General features: G+C 42.4%; 10 protein-coding genes and 1 pseudogene. 5 read left to right on the top strand and 6 right to left on the bottom strand.

Annotated features, from left to right (window positions below; translation table 11 throughout):
- Window positions 1-104: 104 nt before the first annotated feature.
- Window positions 105-2000 (top strand): family 20 glycosylhydrolase, encoded by a 1896-nt coding sequence (locus MKY19_RS17275; RefSeq protein WP_339796336.1) that lies wholly within the window; start codon window positions 105-107, stop codon window positions 1998-2000.
- A 15-nt stretch (window positions 2001-2015) separates the two neighbouring features.
- On the top strand, window positions 2016-3515 hold the full coding sequence (locus MKY19_RS17270) for an arylsulfatase (RefSeq protein ID WP_339796332.1): 1500 nt from the start codon (window positions 2016-2018) through the stop codon (window positions 3513-3515).
- Between the two features lie 81 nt (window positions 3516-3596).
- Here the strand turns inward: MKY19_RS17270 and MKY19_RS17265 are convergent, their stop codons facing one another.
- On the bottom strand, window positions 3597-5051 hold the full coding sequence (locus MKY19_RS17265) for a sulfatase-like hydrolase/transferase (protein ID WP_339796329.1): 1455 nt from the start codon (window positions 5049-5051) through the stop codon (window positions 3597-3599).
- 153 nt (window positions 5052-5204) lie between these two features.
- Between MKY19_RS17265 and MKY19_RS17260 the strand changes: the two genes are divergently transcribed.
- Together MKY19_RS17260 and MKY19_RS17255 are read left to right on the top strand one after the other, a co-directional pair.
- Window positions 5205-6950 (top strand): beta-galactosidase family protein, encoded by a 1746-nt coding sequence (locus MKY19_RS17260; protein ID WP_339265243.1) that lies wholly within the window; start codon window positions 5205-5207, stop codon window positions 6948-6950.
- Between the two features lie 139 nt (window positions 6951-7089).
- Complete coding sequence (locus tag MKY19_RS17255; protein ID WP_339265241.1) at window positions 7090-7479, top strand: hypothetical protein; 390 nt, start codon at window positions 7090-7092, stop codon at window positions 7477-7479.
- Between the two features lie 82 nt (window positions 7480-7561).
- Here the strand turns inward: MKY19_RS17255 and MKY19_RS17250 are convergent, their stop codons facing one another.
- From MKY19_RS17250 to MKY19_RS17230, 5 genes and pseudogenes are all read right to left on the bottom strand, one after another.
- The gene (locus MKY19_RS17250) at window positions 7562-8590 is read right to left on the bottom strand and encodes a serine hydrolase (protein ID WP_339796324.1); all 1029 of its coding nucleotides are present in this window, start codon (window positions 8588-8590) and stop codon (window positions 7562-7564) included.
- A gap of 45 nt (window positions 8591-8635) precedes the next feature.
- Window positions 8636-9463: pseudogene (locus tag MKY19_RS17245) on the bottom strand (MerR family transcriptional regulator).
- A 130-nt stretch (window positions 9464-9593) separates the two neighbouring features.
- Window positions 9594-10601 (bottom strand): CocE/NonD family hydrolase, encoded by a 1008-nt coding sequence (locus tag MKY19_RS17240; protein ID WP_339796321.1) that lies wholly within the window; start codon window positions 10599-10601, stop codon window positions 9594-9596.
- On the bottom strand, window positions 10585-11265 hold the full coding sequence (locus MKY19_RS17235) for a GNAT family N-acetyltransferase (RefSeq protein ID WP_339796318.1): 681 nt from the start codon (window positions 11263-11265) through the stop codon (window positions 10585-10587). The genes MKY19_RS17240 and MKY19_RS17235 overlap by 17 nt, the downstream gene beginning before the upstream one ends.
- Complete coding sequence (locus tag MKY19_RS17230) at window positions 11262-12038, bottom strand: MerR family transcriptional regulator (protein ID WP_339265233.1); 777 nt, start codon at window positions 12036-12038, stop codon at window positions 11262-11264. Before MKY19_RS17230 ends, MKY19_RS17235 begins: the two co-directional genes overlap by 4 nt.
- Window positions 12039-12284: 246 nt before the next feature.
- On the opposite strand from MKY19_RS17230, the gene MKY19_RS17225 reads away from it, so the two are divergent.
- Complete coding sequence (locus MKY19_RS17225) at window positions 12285-15395, top strand: ATP-binding protein (RefSeq protein ID WP_339796315.1); 3111 nt, start codon at window positions 12285-12287, stop codon at window positions 15393-15395.

The raw sequence follows: 15395 nt of genomic DNA, 5'->3' as shown, positions 1-15395 counted from the left end.
GGGCTGAAGCAGCCCGGATCTTCCGTTTAATGATTTGAAGAAGAACCAAGAATATGCGGCGCTACTGATCGCATACTTATAATAAGATTAGGAGGGTAAAGTCTATGATACATAGCATTCACTTGACAGGGTTAACCGAGAAACAGTTAGCAGCTGTTTCAGAAGTAGCGGGAATATTGAGTATCCGAATAGAACGGTCAGGGATTCCAGTAAATTGTAAGAAACAAGGGAATGGCATTCGAATATCTTACGAAGAGATTCAGGCCACTATTGAGTATGAACAGGAACATCAGTTGATCCGGGCACTCAGCCGATTGCTAGAGAATTTACGTCGTGGTGAGAGAGTTGAAATTAATGAAATGTCGGTTTATGAACAGCTAGGTTTCATGGTAGACTGCTCAAGAAATGCTGTTCTTAACCATGAAGGATATAAGGAATTGATTCGGCGCTTAGCGCTTATGGGATATTCAACGGTTCAACTGTATACGGAAGACACCTACGAACTTGAGGGGTATCCTTATTTCGGTTATTTAAGAGGTCGATATACAGGGGAGCAAATTCGGGAGATGGACCAGTATGCCGCGTTATTTGGTATAGAATTAGTTCCTTGTATCCAGACGCTGGCTCATCTGGGCCAAGCATTGAAATGGCAAGCACATGCACCGCTAGTGGATTTCCAAGACATTCTCCTCATTGATGATCCGAGAACTTACGAGTTAATTGATCGAATGTTCGCTTTTATGGCGACCCATGTAAGCAGTCGCCGTATAAATATTGGGATGGACGAAGCGCATATGATGGGACTTGGTAAATATCTAGACAAGCATGGGTATCAAGATCGATCCTCCTTGATGTTAAAACACTTTAGTACTGTTATGGAAATCGCCAGGAAATATGGTTTCCGTACGATGATGTGGAGCGACATGTTTTTCCGTCTGGCTAGTTCCGGAGAATATTACGATGCTGAAAGTCCAATCAGCCCCGATATTGTTAAGCTGATTCCTGAAGATGTTACCTTGATCTATTGGGATTACTATTCGGAAACGCAGGAGAAATACGACGGAATGTTACGCAAACATAAGCAGCTGAATGATCATATTGGATTTGCAGGTGGTGCTTGGAAATGGATGGGCTTCGCTCCAAACAATGAATTCAGCCGCAAAGTCAGTCTGCTGGCTCATGATAGCTGTGTTAAGCATGGAATTCAAGAAGTGCTGATTACCGCATGGGGAGATAATGGTGCTGAAGCTTCCGTCTTCTCGGTTCTTCCAACCCTTCAACTTTGGGCGGAGCTGTGCTACACGGGATGTTTCGTGGAGAATCATGTTAAAGAAAGATTCAGTAGCTGCGTGAAAGGCCATTATGATGACTTTATGGCACTCGATGCGGCTAACCTGGTTCCAGGTAATTCGGCGCCGGGGGGATGTTCCATCAATCCGGCTAAATACTTGCTTTATCAAGATATTTTGTGTGGTTTGTTCGATCGACATGTTATTCCTAGCGTGTATTCGAAGCATTATCAGCAAAGTGCGAAAATGCTTGAACAGGCGATTACTCGGAATTCGCCTTGGCAATCCTTATTCTCTGTACAAGCTAGCTTGTGTCGCTTGCTTGCGATAAAGAGCGAAATCGGGATTTCCATACGTGATGCTTATCATCGAGGAAATGTTGAGGAATTGGCTCATTTTTCCAAGGTGACTTTGCCAGAACTATCAGATTTAGCCATTCGATTTATGGATGACTATCGGGTGCAATGGGAGCTGGAAAATAAGGTGTTTGGTCTTGATGTTTTTGATCTTCGTATGGGAGGTATGCTTCAGAGGATTAGGACGGCTATTCATCGAATCAATAGTTATGTCGAAGGGAAAGTGGAACAGATAGCTGAATTAGAAGAGGAGCTACTGACGTTCGACGGTCTCGTTGACGATGACGGCCCAAGGGCGATAAGTGCGAATTTGTGGCACACGATCGCAACACCGTCCGTCATCGCAGGAGTATAAGAAGGGAGTGAGGTTATGATTGACACAAATCTGGACCATCAAAATGGCTCAAAGCGGCCCAACCTTATGCTTATCACAGTGGATCAGATGCGTTTTGATTGCCTGAGCATCATGGGACATCCCGTCGTTGAGACACCCAACCTGGATTCTCTTGCATCAAGAGGGATATTATTTGAACACGCTTACTCAGCTACCCCGAGTTGTATTCCCGCGAGGGCTGCTATCATGACAGGAATGGGCCAACGATCACATGGGCGGGTGGGGTATCAGGATAAGGTTGAATGGAATTACGCCCATACGATTGCCGGAGAGCTTGCTCAAGCTGGTTATCATACGCAGTGTGTTGGCAAGATGCATGTGTATCCTGCACGTAATCTATGTGGATTCCATAATGTTGTGCTTCATGATGGATATCTTCACTACAATCGGGACAAGAGCCAAGCCATATATGATGAACACTATGATCAAGTGGACGATTATTTACAGTGGCTGCGAAGACAAACCAATGCCAATTCGGATATCACTGACTTAGGACTTGATTGCAATGCCTCAACGGTTGCCCGCCCCTGGCATTTGCCGGAATCGATGCATCCAACGAATTGGTGCGTAACCGAATCGCTAGACTTCTTACGAAGAAGAGACCCTGGAAAACCATTTTTCCTATGGTCCTCCTTCGTTCGCCCACATTCCCCCTTGGATCCGCCGCAAAGTTATCTAGATATGTACATGGATTTGGAAATTCCTGATCCTCCAGTCGGAGATTGGGTGAACGAGAATGCAGCTTTAAACAGTGCTAAGGATCCAACATCTTCGTTCACTCATTTGCCAAAGCGCAGATTGGATCGTGCCCGTGCCGCATATTATGCACTAATAACGCATCTTGACGACCAAATTGGGAGGTTGATCAATGGGCTGCAGGAATATGGAGTTTTAAATGAAACTTTGATTCTATTTACTTCTGATCATGGTGAAATGATGGGGGATCATCATTACTTCCGCAAATCACTTCCTTATGAAGGAAGTGCTAAGATTCCTTTCATAGTGTTTGATCCGGGAGAAACGCTTGGACTTCTTGCAGGCTCCCGGCTTGATTCCATTGTAGAGCTTCGCGATATTATGCCGACGTTTCTTGAAGCTGCTGGCGTCCAAATACCAGTTACAGTAGAAGGGCAAAGTGTGTTGCCGCTGTGTAAGGGAGATCAGATAGTGTGGCGGTCTTATATTCATGGGGAGCAAGCCTATGGAGAAAAGTCGCACCACTTTTTAACGGATGGAAGAGAGAAATTCATATGGTATTCTCAGACAGGCGAAGAGCAGTACTTTAACCTAGTGACCGATCCCTTAGAGAAGGTTAATGCAATCGGATGTACCGATAATTTAGAGCGTATACGTGAATGGAGAGAGCGTCTTATTCACGAGCTGGAGGGACGAGAGGAAGGGTTTGTAAACAACGGTGAATTGATTGCCGGACGTCCAATTTCTCATATTCTAAAGGCATCCGAATTGGGGAAATGATCTTAACGAAGGACAACCTGAACATTCAGGTTGTCCTTCGTCTGTTACGGAAAGATTAAGGAGTTTAGCATGTGTTTTGATTTACCAGCTACTCCGGCGCTGAGGCAATGGGTCCTGATCTTGAATCATTCGATGGACGAGCAATTCTACCATCGAACGGCGAATTTCACTATAATCGGAATCTTCAAAACGATTGTGGTTTTCATGAGGATCCTCTTTCAAATCATACAATTCACCGTAGGTCTCACCTGCGAAGATCACCAACTTATAGCGTGTTGTACGCAAACACTTAGCGTTAATGCCGCGATCATGAGCAATATAAGCGGTTAGGGCAGAATTACGCACATGGGACTCTCTTCCAGCCAGCACCTCCATCTGTGACACACCTTGAATTCCGTAGGGAGTTTTGAGACCTGCGGCTGCAAGCAGTGTGGGGACAATATCAACATGTTCCATTAAAGCAGGGACCCGTTGCCCGGAAGCAATCCCAGGACCGCGTACGATCATCGGGATTCGTGTTAACCCTTCATAAAACCACGGCCCCTTGTAAATTAGTCCATGGTCACCGAGCAGTTCTCCGTGGTCGCTGGTGAAGAGGATGACTACATCATCGTACATTTCTTTTTGACGCCAAGCTTTTATAATACGTCCGATCTGCTCATCAATGAAGGTAATCATCGCATAATAATTTCGAGTGAGTCGTTTCATATGCGCTTCATTAAGAGAATGCTCCTCACCGCCACCAGGCCAATATCCTCCCTGACTCTGACGCAGCAGATGAGGAGGACGAAGATGCACGTCGTCTGCCTCGCTGGCTGGAGATGGAATGTCAGTGTCAGCGTACATATCCGCGTAAGCTTTTGGAGGGTCAAAGGGGTGATGTGGATCGACGAAACTGGTCCATAAAAATAGCGGTTGTTCGGTTTTGTGAGAGAGGATCACATCGATGCTCCGTTCAGCAATCCAGTATGACTGGTGTAGCTCTGGAGGGATTTCGCTCTCCCACACATCGTTTTGAGCATTAGAAGCTCTGTAACGGTCTTTACTGAATCGTTCTGCTACTTCCGGGTTACGTTCCTTAAGCCACTCCATATATTCCCCGATACAATTGTCTTCCGTAATATGATGTTCATCAAATCCGTAGTACGTTCCATCGGAAGCTCTTCCGCGGTCACGATAAGCAGGCTCTTCATATTCTTGTGAAAAGTCCCCCTTCATTTGTGGACGGAAGTGCATCTTTCCTATACCGATGGTTTTATAATTCGCTGTCTTTAAATGATCGCACAAGGTAAGTTCGTCTTCTCTAAGCGCAGTACCGATGTTCCAAGCACCATGGACATGAGGGTACCTTCCAGTAAAAATGGAGGAACGTGAGGGCGTGCAAACGGGACTAGCGCAGTAAGCTCCAGTGAAGAGCGTGCCTTCTGAAACAAGCTTGTCAAGCTCAGGTGTCAGTACGGAAGCGTTCTCGATACCTAGTGCATCCGCACGCATTTGATCTGTGGTAATTAACCAAATATGAGTTCTTTTTGACATCCGTAAAACCTCCTATGAATATAGTTTATAGCATCACAAAAGCCTCTAGCAACCAATGAATTCTCCATATATTTCATTAGAATTGTCCATATGGGTTGATATTTTTATTACCTATAATTGAATAGTCTATCTCAATGTTGGAGGAGAAATTATATGCGGAAGTTATCCATATCAGGGGATCATTTTATATTAGACGAACAACCCATCCGGTTGCTTTCTGGTGCGCTTCATTACTTCCGGATCGTTCCGGAATATTGGCAGGATCGTTTGCTGAAGCTGAAGGCTTGCGGATTAAATACTGTTGAAACCTATATTCCTTGGAATTTACACGAACCAGAGGAGGGGACCTTCAATTTTGATGGATTTGCTGACATCGATGCTTTCGTTAGACTTGCTGGAGAGCTTGGTTTGCACGTGATTTTGCGGCCAAGTCCTTATATTTGTGCGGAATGGGAATTCGGTGGATTGCCAGCTTGGTTACTTGCGGACGATAACATCCAGCTGCGTTGTAATGATAACGTCTATTTATCTAAGTTGGATGCCTATTTCGATGAGTTGCTTCCACGTCTGCGGCCTTTGTTAAGCACTAACGGTGGGCCTGTGCTTGCCCTTCAGGTAGAGAACGAATATGGAAGCTTTGGGAGTGATAAGACTTACCTGCATGATCTAAAAGCAGGAATGATCGCCCGCGGCATGGACGTTCTGCTGTTTACTTCAGATGGAGCTGAAGATCATATGCTTCAAGGCGGTATGATCGACGGAGTGTTCGCCACCGTAAATTTCGGTTCACGGGCAAAGGAAGCCTTTGCTAAATTACGTGAATATCAGCCTACGGGGCCGTTGATGTGCATGGAATTCTGGAATGGATGGTTTGACCACTGGATGAAACCGCATAATACCCGCCCCGAATCCGAAGTAGCGGAGACTTTGGATGAAATGCTGGCTCTAGGAGCCTCTGTTAACTTCTACATGTTTCATGGGGGGACGAATTTTGGATTTATGAATGGGGCAAATTTTTTTGACAAATATGAGCCCATCGTAACCAGCTACGATTATGATACACTGCTGGACGAATCGGGTAAGCCAACTGCAAAATTTTATGAAGCTAGAAAAATTATTGAGAAATACGTAACGTTGCCGCCACTGGAATTACCGCCGTTAATAAAGTCACAAGCTTATGGGAAAGTGTTGATGACAGAAGCAGCACCACTGTTCACTCAGTTAGACGTTTTGTCTCGTCCAGAACGTAGAGCATGTCCCGAGCCAATGGAGAAACTGGGTCAAGATTATGGATTTATCTTGTATTCAACGAAGATCAGTGGACCCCGCAGCAGTACGGAGCTCGTTCTTCAAGAAGTTCGCGATCGTGCGCTTGTATTCGCGAATGGGGCCTTTGTCGGTACAGTTGAACGCTGGGATCCGCGAGGAATTTCATTAGAGGTCCCGATTGAGGGACTGCAAATCGACATTCTTGTGGAGAACATGGGACGCGTAAATTATGGCCCTCTGCTTCGTGATCCGAAGGGCATAACCTGTGGCGTTAGACTCGGCTATCAATTTTTGCATGATTGGACTATTCGTTCTTTGCCTTTAACCAATCTTAAAGGATTATCATTCACATCGATAGATTGCGAAGAACGTCAGCGGCCCACTTTCTACCGGGGGGGCTTTCAAGTCAGTAAGCCTGAGGATACTTTTTTGCGGCTGGACGGATGGAGTAAAGGTCAAGTTTTTATAAACGGCTTTAATCTAGGTCGTTACTGGGAGGAGGGTCCGACAAAAACGCTTTACATACCGGCACCGCTTTTGCGTCAAGGCGGGAACGAACTAATCTTGTTTGAATTACATGGCGTAATGGAGCCAGTGGTTACTTTTGTAGATACACCTGAGCTCACATGATATTTAAATATTTAATGGGTGAGTAATTATCATGATTCTATAGTGTGGGTCTGATGATTTTTAATATATAATCAAAACAGCCCAACAATTTATAGGAACTGAAAATGCACGATTAGGGTGGTTTAGAGGAGGATTGCTAATGAGTTATGATTTGATGGCGTTCGAGACGTCTAAAGCACCGCAAGAGAGAGCAGTGTTTATGAAGTGGTATGAGCAGCAAGTGCAGTGGTCGGAAGACCATGCCTATAATGATCCATCAGTTTTATCGGAGGCGCTGCAACGCTTTTATAGTGAGTTGTCCGAGCAATTTCCTAATATGAATGTAGAGGATGAGATTTTTGAGGCGATGGAGGAAGCCGGAACGGATAACCGGTTGACTGACTACTCGCTTGGCACATCCGTCATCTATGCGGCGTTCGCGTATTCCGTAGCTGACGAAGCTTACACGGCGATGCGGGAGTTGGCTATAAAACACAAAGTAGGATTTTTTGATGTAAGCAGCAACGAAGGCGATATTATTTTTCCTTGAAGCAAAATGATTTAGAGTGTAGACAGCTGGTTGCTCTTCTTAAATGTTAATGAAGTTGCAACCAGCATGTTTTCTATCTTCTTTACTCTACTACAGACGGAATAATACAATCCTTAATCAGAGGCCACCGGTCACGAGGCTGAAGTGTGAATTCTGAGGCGATGGCTACGACAAGTTTTTTTTCTGGAATGCAGCAAATGACATTACCACCATCACCTAACGCTGAATAGGTGTAAACCCCGTCTTCTTCGCGTACCCACCACATATAACCGTAATGATTAGGGTTCATCGCTGTTGATTCCTCAATCCATGTCTCCGAAATGATCTGATTATTCTCCCATTTTCCACGGTTCAAATATAATAAACTAAAACGCGCCATATCACGTGGAGACAACGTAAGTCCCCATCCTCCTGTGGTGATACGATTGGGGTCTTCCACCCACCCCTTCACATTTACCCCAAATAAATCATCAAACCCAAATGATTTCATCTCATAATCCGGGATTTCCGTCATGCCGATAGGGCTGAATAATCGATCGTTAGCAAACTCACGGGCACTTTTTCCTGTGGAACGAGTGATGACAGCTGACAGTAAATGCGCCCCTGCGGTGGAATATTTAAAATCACCAACATTCCCTTGGTGGCCAAGGATATCAAGTGTGTATTTGACCCAGTCGGACGATTTACAGAGTTGCTCCAGTGGCTCGTGCCAGTCTTCAAAAGCATAGGGAGCTGTCATGGTGAGCAAATGGCGTATAGTGATTTCTCGTTTTTGTAGATTGGCAGCAGCATCGTCGGGAACATAGTCGGGGAAAAAATCCAGCACCTCCTGATCAACATGCTTGATAAAGCCGGCATCAATGGCAATACCAATGAGGGCGGATAAGATGCTTTTCGTTACAGAAGCCACATGATGCAGATCATTCGGACCATAGCCATTGAAGTATTGTTCATAGGCAATATATCCATTTCTCACCACTACAATTCCGTTTATATTACTATAGTCGGTTTTAATCTTAGCTTCTAGTTGTGAAAGTTGTTCAGTATCCATTCCTAAGGTAGCCGGATCTGAAGTTTGCCAGTCTTTTGTAGGCCAGTTGTTTCTGTGCATATCGATAACTCCTTTAATCAAATTTTGGTGTGAATATGAGTGTGGCTACGATCTTTTCTTAACTGGAAAATACACCTCAGTAACAAGATCCTGAGGATCAGTAGTTTGCGTGGGATCTGTTATATATTTTTCATAGGGTGAGTTCACCATTTCATAACCTTCATTTTCTATCCATTCTGTGAGCTTCGCATAAACCGATGTTAATTCTGAATAAGGGCCCTTATAAACAGACTTCGCACACAGCCCTTCACGTAATTCCCTCGTTCCATTTACAATCTCCTCAATAGGTAGGGCAAACTCTGTATCATTCCCGGTAGGATTATATTCCTCACTGTGATAAATTGTTATTGGCGTCCCCAGCAAGGTCAGCTTTTCAGTGGCAATAGTTTCATACAGTTTGCTAAAATACTTACCTTATCCAAGCGCATAATCATCACTGCTCAACATTTGACGCGTAAAAAGAATATGCATTGGTTTGGTTTCAACAATTTGCACTTCTATCTTATTTAGGTAGGACATCATAGATATTCCTTTCTCTAAATTTAGAAAATCACTATTAATTTGCTTTAACGTATATTCGTAAGTTCGTAGTTTCTCTTGTAGTTTTCTTTTTTTGAGATTTAGGGCTGTACTAAGCTTCTCTTCAAAATGATCCTGCTCCCATTCCAGAATATCTTTGATTTCTTCTAGTGAGAAATGATAAGATTTCAAACGATTGATAAAGAGTATTTTTGTTAGTTGTTTGATGGAATAATACCTATAACCGTTCTCGGGATTAATCTCATCGGGATGAATTAATTCAATTTCATCATAATACCGCAGCGTTTTGGTTGACACTTCGCATATCTTCGAGAATTCTCCTATGGACAGCAACAATCTCATCTCCATTTCTTCGATATTTAATGATATATAGACTTTGAATTTTCGGTGGTTTGTTCAATTCCACTATGCACCTTCCCCTAAGGGTAAAGTCAATAGCCAGACTTCTTATCTGGAAATAGGTTTAATGTTGTGTCTTTACAAATCGGCTTAGATCATCTAAATATTGATCTTCCACCAATTGTCGTGGAAAGAAAACAGCGGTTAAATAAGTCCTTAAGGGGGATGCGGCATTCTTCTTTGACAGCATAGAGTGGTCAGCGTTGGGAAAATAAGAGACGGAGAGCAAGCTGGCAGGTATTTTTTCACGGTAAATACGTTCGGTTTCCTCAATATCTACATTGATATCTTGACCGCCGAGTACTAAATGGACAGGAGCATTGAAGTAACTAAGTTCTTCGGTGGCATCAGACTGATAGTTTTTGGCGATAAATCCCCAGCGTTCCTTAGAAATCAAGTTCTCGGAATGTGCAATACGCAAGTAATCCTCGTAAGATGCTCGTTCGTTAAGTAATTGTAATACTTGAGCATTATAATGTTCTTTCGCTTGGATCTCATTTTCCGAGAAGCCTTCTTGTTTCATTTCTAATCTTGTATTGTATTTACCTTGAGAAATCCAGTTCACCGCAGGCGATACAAGAATACTGAACGCGAGATCAGGAACTTCTTTTACAATCTTGGGAATCACCCAACCGGCCTGACTTGCTCCCCACAAACCAATAAACTTCTTATCAATCATTGGTAAGTTCTTCGCCCAGTTAATCGCAGATATCGTTTCCTGAGCACGATCTTCCATGCTTTGCTCCAACCAGTTACCAGAGGAACCACCAATACCAGGCTTGTTAAGAGACAAAGAAGCATATCCGGCAGATGCGAATTTCTCCCATAAAGGTTTATATCCGTCATCGTATGTGTCATTTATGGGACCATCACCATGAACAAAAACTATTAGCCCTACGTTTCCAGAATAGTGCTGGGGTAGAATTAAAGTTCCTGTTAGTTTACCCTGAGGGGTTTCGATTTCTATCTTTTGCTCATTCATTGCATATGAATGCTGATTTAATACGAATAAGACTGAAGCTGCCATTAAGCCAATGATCAAGCATGCGGTTAATTTAATATTTTTTTTCATTTATTGAGCTCCTAGGATGTAGTGGTAAACGCCTCGTCATGTAATGCCAATTAGCCTCTTTAAAAAGAAGGTGTCTAATCCCGCTATAGTTTGATTGATTGATAGCAAAGTCCATCTGTTGGTACATATGAATAGCTCGTTTATTATTTTTAGCAACATGTAGCGTTAATTTGTCCACTTCGGAGTGACTGTTTACAAAATCTATTGCCCAACTAAGCAACTGCTTACCGATTCCTTTATTACGGTGGCTAGATCGAACGGCCAAATGATCGACATAACATTCTTTTGCGCGAGGCTGATAATTCAAAAAATGTAACCCAACCATTAACTTACATACATTTAGATATCCAAATTTCTTAAATAATTGTGAAAAGGAACTATGGTGAGGTGATATTAATTTACTTCTGTCTGAGGCTCGGCTGTCCTTCCACTTAATGCTGAGCGTACCGACAACCTCTCCATTTTCTTTAGCTACGATTTGTTGTGATGATGCGGACGGTTGATCATGCTCCCAGAGCCCAAAAAGTAGTTCAGCAATATCATCGTCCTCTAGTGAGGTGAGGGAGTGGAACTTACCGTGGAACGCATCCACTAAAAGATTGCACACTGCTCTATGATCTTGTTCTTGGTAATGAGCGATTGTTATCTTGTTCGGACTTATCATGCTACACCGTCAGGGTCATGCTTAATATTAATTTGGATTTCATAATGAAGCTTGTCATTGTTGAATAGGGATAGATATGATTTTTCCAAAAGGATCAATGGTCCCTGAATTGTATAGTGATGTTGTGTTATATAGTGTTCCAGTTGAGCAATCTCAAGTTCAATATCATGATCATCCGTCACGAAAAATGCTTTATATAAGTAGCTGCCTTTTTCTAGGATGATGTCCGGGAAGTGAGTGCTTTCAAAACATAAGGTTACTTGTTCAGTACCGTATAAATAATGCAGATCTGTTTCAAATAAATGAGTTGGTTGCGGCTTTTTTTCATACAGACTTCGAGCGGTGAGTGACTCATCTTGCTCTATTTCCATCCATTTTTTTAAATGACGAGTATCCAATTGTTTAATGTGATATTTGTCTTCTAGAATGTCGGAGTGCTCGTATTCCTTAAGTACCTTTTGTAAAAACTGTTGCAACAACATTAGCTGGTTTATTTCAGAGTTTATTTTACTTAGAGACTGCTCCAAAAGTTGATGGTAGTCATTTTTGGTGAAGTTATTCATGCTTTTGTTAATCGTACTGACAGGCACGTTCAATTTGCGGAGTAATAGGATCTGGGCCAACTGATAAATCTCATTAATTCCGTACATCCGGTATTGATTGCTATCAGTATAGGCTGGAAATAAAATCTCTTTCTCTTCAAAATATCGGATTTGATGTACGGATACATTCATAAGTTTTGAAAGTTCACCAATCGTAATGTAATGATTCAATGGAGGTACTCCTAACTATATTGGTATTTGTTGATTTAACTATAAACCTTAGGTCTGACCTAAGGTCAAGCGTGGATCTCAGTTTCGTGTAATCGCTTATCGCGATTCCATTAATTTGTCGAAACATGAAGGAAAACAGAAAATTTTATAGAATTATCTATCGTTATCTATCCTATTTAATCCAAGTGTTGCACGATGCCCCAAGCGTTTGCGCAGCTTAACATCACCATAGAAAAGGGGCCTACGATGCTCAAAAGGACGTTACTTATTTATTTAATTGCTTTCATCTCGTTAGCAACAATCCCACTATCCATTTTTATAGACAATGATCAACATGAGAATTATCTGCAAGTTCAGAAGGGGAGCATGGATCTTTCAACTTGGGATTATGGGCAACAAAAGATCATCAAGTTAGATGGTGAGTGGGAATTTTATTGGAACCAGCTGCTAATGCCTGAGCATTTTATAGAATCAAGCACAGACAAACCTGCTCCTACAGCATTAATGGAGGTCCCCTCACGATGGAATGGCAAAGTGGTTGATGGACAACCTTTACCTGCATTCGGTTCTGCTACTTATCGGATGGTGCTGAAAAACTTACCTGTAAACGGTGTATTCGCTTTGAAAAAAACGAATATCCGCTTTTCGAGTGCGATTTATGTGAATGGGCATTTACTCATTAAGGATGGAAACCCCACTATGAGTACTGCCGATTACCAGTCGGGGAATATTCCGCAGATTGGGCTTTTTTCGTCTGAAAAAGGTGATGTAGAGATTATCATTCAAGTTTCTAACTATGAATATGTAAATGCAGGTATTCCGGTATCTCTTACTTTTGGCGAGGAAGCCGCTATGCTGGAGAACCAGCAGAAGAGTACGGCTCGTGAATTTAGTACAGTTGCAATATTGGGAACATTATCACTTATTTTTGTCATCTGCTTTGTGGCGGCTGCTTTATACCGCAAGAAGGATTACTCCTTAATTGTATTTGCTATTATTTGTTTACTGCTTGCGATCTATCATGGCTTGATTGGAGAACGTTCGCTGTTACTGTTTTTCCCAAACCTTTCGTTCATTGTGTTATACAAAGTGAAAGATATTAGCTCCATATCGTGTTTTATTGTTCTGGCTATATTTTTCTACCAAATGCACAAAAGCATAATCTCTTTAAAACTTACACAAGTCGTAACGATTATACTAGGCAGCTTTATAATATTGGTAGCAATCCTGCCTATTCGTACTTACACGCTTTTCTCTACCTATGTGATCATTGTATATGAATTGATGTTAATTTGGATGTTGTTTAGAGTGGCTATCTTGTATATCAGAAGTCCAGAAGTAAATCGAATCAAATCGTTGCTGCTGTTCTTGGCGATTCTTGCTATCAATCTGTACTCGATAGACATCATTCTGTTTGCTCTTTCGATGAAAGAAAACCTTTGGCTAGGACAGTTTTACATTGTAGCCTTTAATATCATTATGATCGTTCTGATTGTTCTCCGTTTTTTCGAGGCTTATCATACGATAGATGAAATGAAAAACCAACTGATCGGTCTGGACAAAATTAAGGACGAATTTCTCTCCAATACCTCTCATGAGCTGAAGACACCACTAAATGCCATAGTGAACATTACTGCTACACTACTTAATGGGGTTGAAGGTCCAGTTACCGAAAGGCAAGCGCAGAATCTAGCGATCGTAATGGGAAGTGGAAGAAGATTAACTTATATGGTAAACGAATTACTCGATTATTCCAAAATGAAGCATGGAGATATCACCTTATATAAAAGCACCCTAGATCTGAAAGCTGTTGTAGATTCTGTTATCGGTATACATTCGTTTCTGCTCGGAGAAAAGTCGATCTTTCTCGTAAACAATGTTGCTCCAGAGTTTCCACCTGTACATGCAGATGGCAACCGTTTGATTCAGATTTTGCACAACTTGGTAGATAATGCGATTAAATTCACGGAGCAGGGTGAAATAAATATTAGTGCCAGATTTACTCATGAATGGGTTGAGGTCCGTGTGGCAGACTCGGGAATCGGAATTGCACCGGATATGCAGAAACGTATTTTTATGGCCTTTGAGCAAGTGGACGAAGCTGAAATTCACAGTCATGGTGGGACAGGTCTCGGACTAAGCATTACCAAGAAGCTGGTTGAGTTACATGGCGGGAACATTAGAGTGGACTCTGTTGCAGGTAAAGGTTCGGTCTTTATATTTACTATTTCACGATGGGATCGAACATCTAATCAAGTCACGGGTCCAATCGTGGATAAGACTCTTCCTTATAGAGAAGTTTTCTTTCCGCGCCAGGAGTATCCTATATATATCCAAGGTAAAATCAATGAGCCGATTTTGGTCGTGGACGATGATTTTGCCAACCTGCAATCTATGATCAACTTGTTCAAGCTTGAGGGATATTCCATTGTTGTTGTGAACCGCGGGCAGCTGGCACTTGATGAGTTATCGAAGAATTCAGACTTCTTTCTCGTTGTACTGGACATTACAATGCCGGATATTTCTGGCTATGAGGTTCTGCAAAGGATTAGAGAGAGATTCACACCCTTTGAGCTGCCTGTGTTAATGCTAACGGCGAAGAATAGAGTTAGCGATATGAAAATGTCCATGGATAATGGGGCAAATGATTATGTGGGGAAGCCGTTTGAAGCGGAAGAATTAATGGCACGTGTGAAAAGCCTGACCCGATTGAGAGCTTCTGTGAAGAAAGCTAAAGATGCCGAAATTGCCTTTTTACGTTCTCAGATCAAACCGCATTTCTTGTACAATGCCCTGAATTCAATTGCTGCATTATGTGTGGAAGAACCTGAGCAGGCGGAAGAATTAACGCTGGAGCTGTCACAGTATTTGAGAAGCAGCTTTGACTTCAAACAGTTGGATTCGTTAACTACCTTGGAGGGTGAGCTAGAGCTAGTTAAAGCATATATTAATATTGAAAAAGTGCGCTTTGGTGCTAGATTACAAGTGGAATATGATATAACCGCAAATACGGATAGCCGGATTCCCCCACTTATCCTACAACCATTAGTAGAAAATGCTATAAGACATGGACTGATGTCCAATTTACGGGGAGGAAAGGTAACTATATCTGTGAAAGAGTCGGATCCTTCTGTGGTCAGCTTTGTTGTAGAAGATAATGGACGCGGAATGAGTGAGCACAAGCTGGAGGAAATCATGAAATCAGATGTAGATAAAAGAGGCGTAGGGCTTTGGAATATTAGTCAACGCATCAAACTTCTCTATGGAAAGAACATTCGTATTCAAAGTGTTGAAGGAAAAGGCACACGGGTTTCTTTTGATATCCCCAAACAACACATGAAGCGGATAGGAGGTTGA

The sequence above is a fragment of the Paenibacillus sp. FSL R5-0744 genome (assembly GCF_037972555.1).
Lineage (GTDB): Bacteria > Bacillota > Bacilli > Paenibacillales > Paenibacillaceae > Paenibacillus_AQ.
The sequence above is the reverse complement of the archived record's forward strand: the minus strand, read 5'-3'. Positions and strand labels throughout refer to the sequence as shown.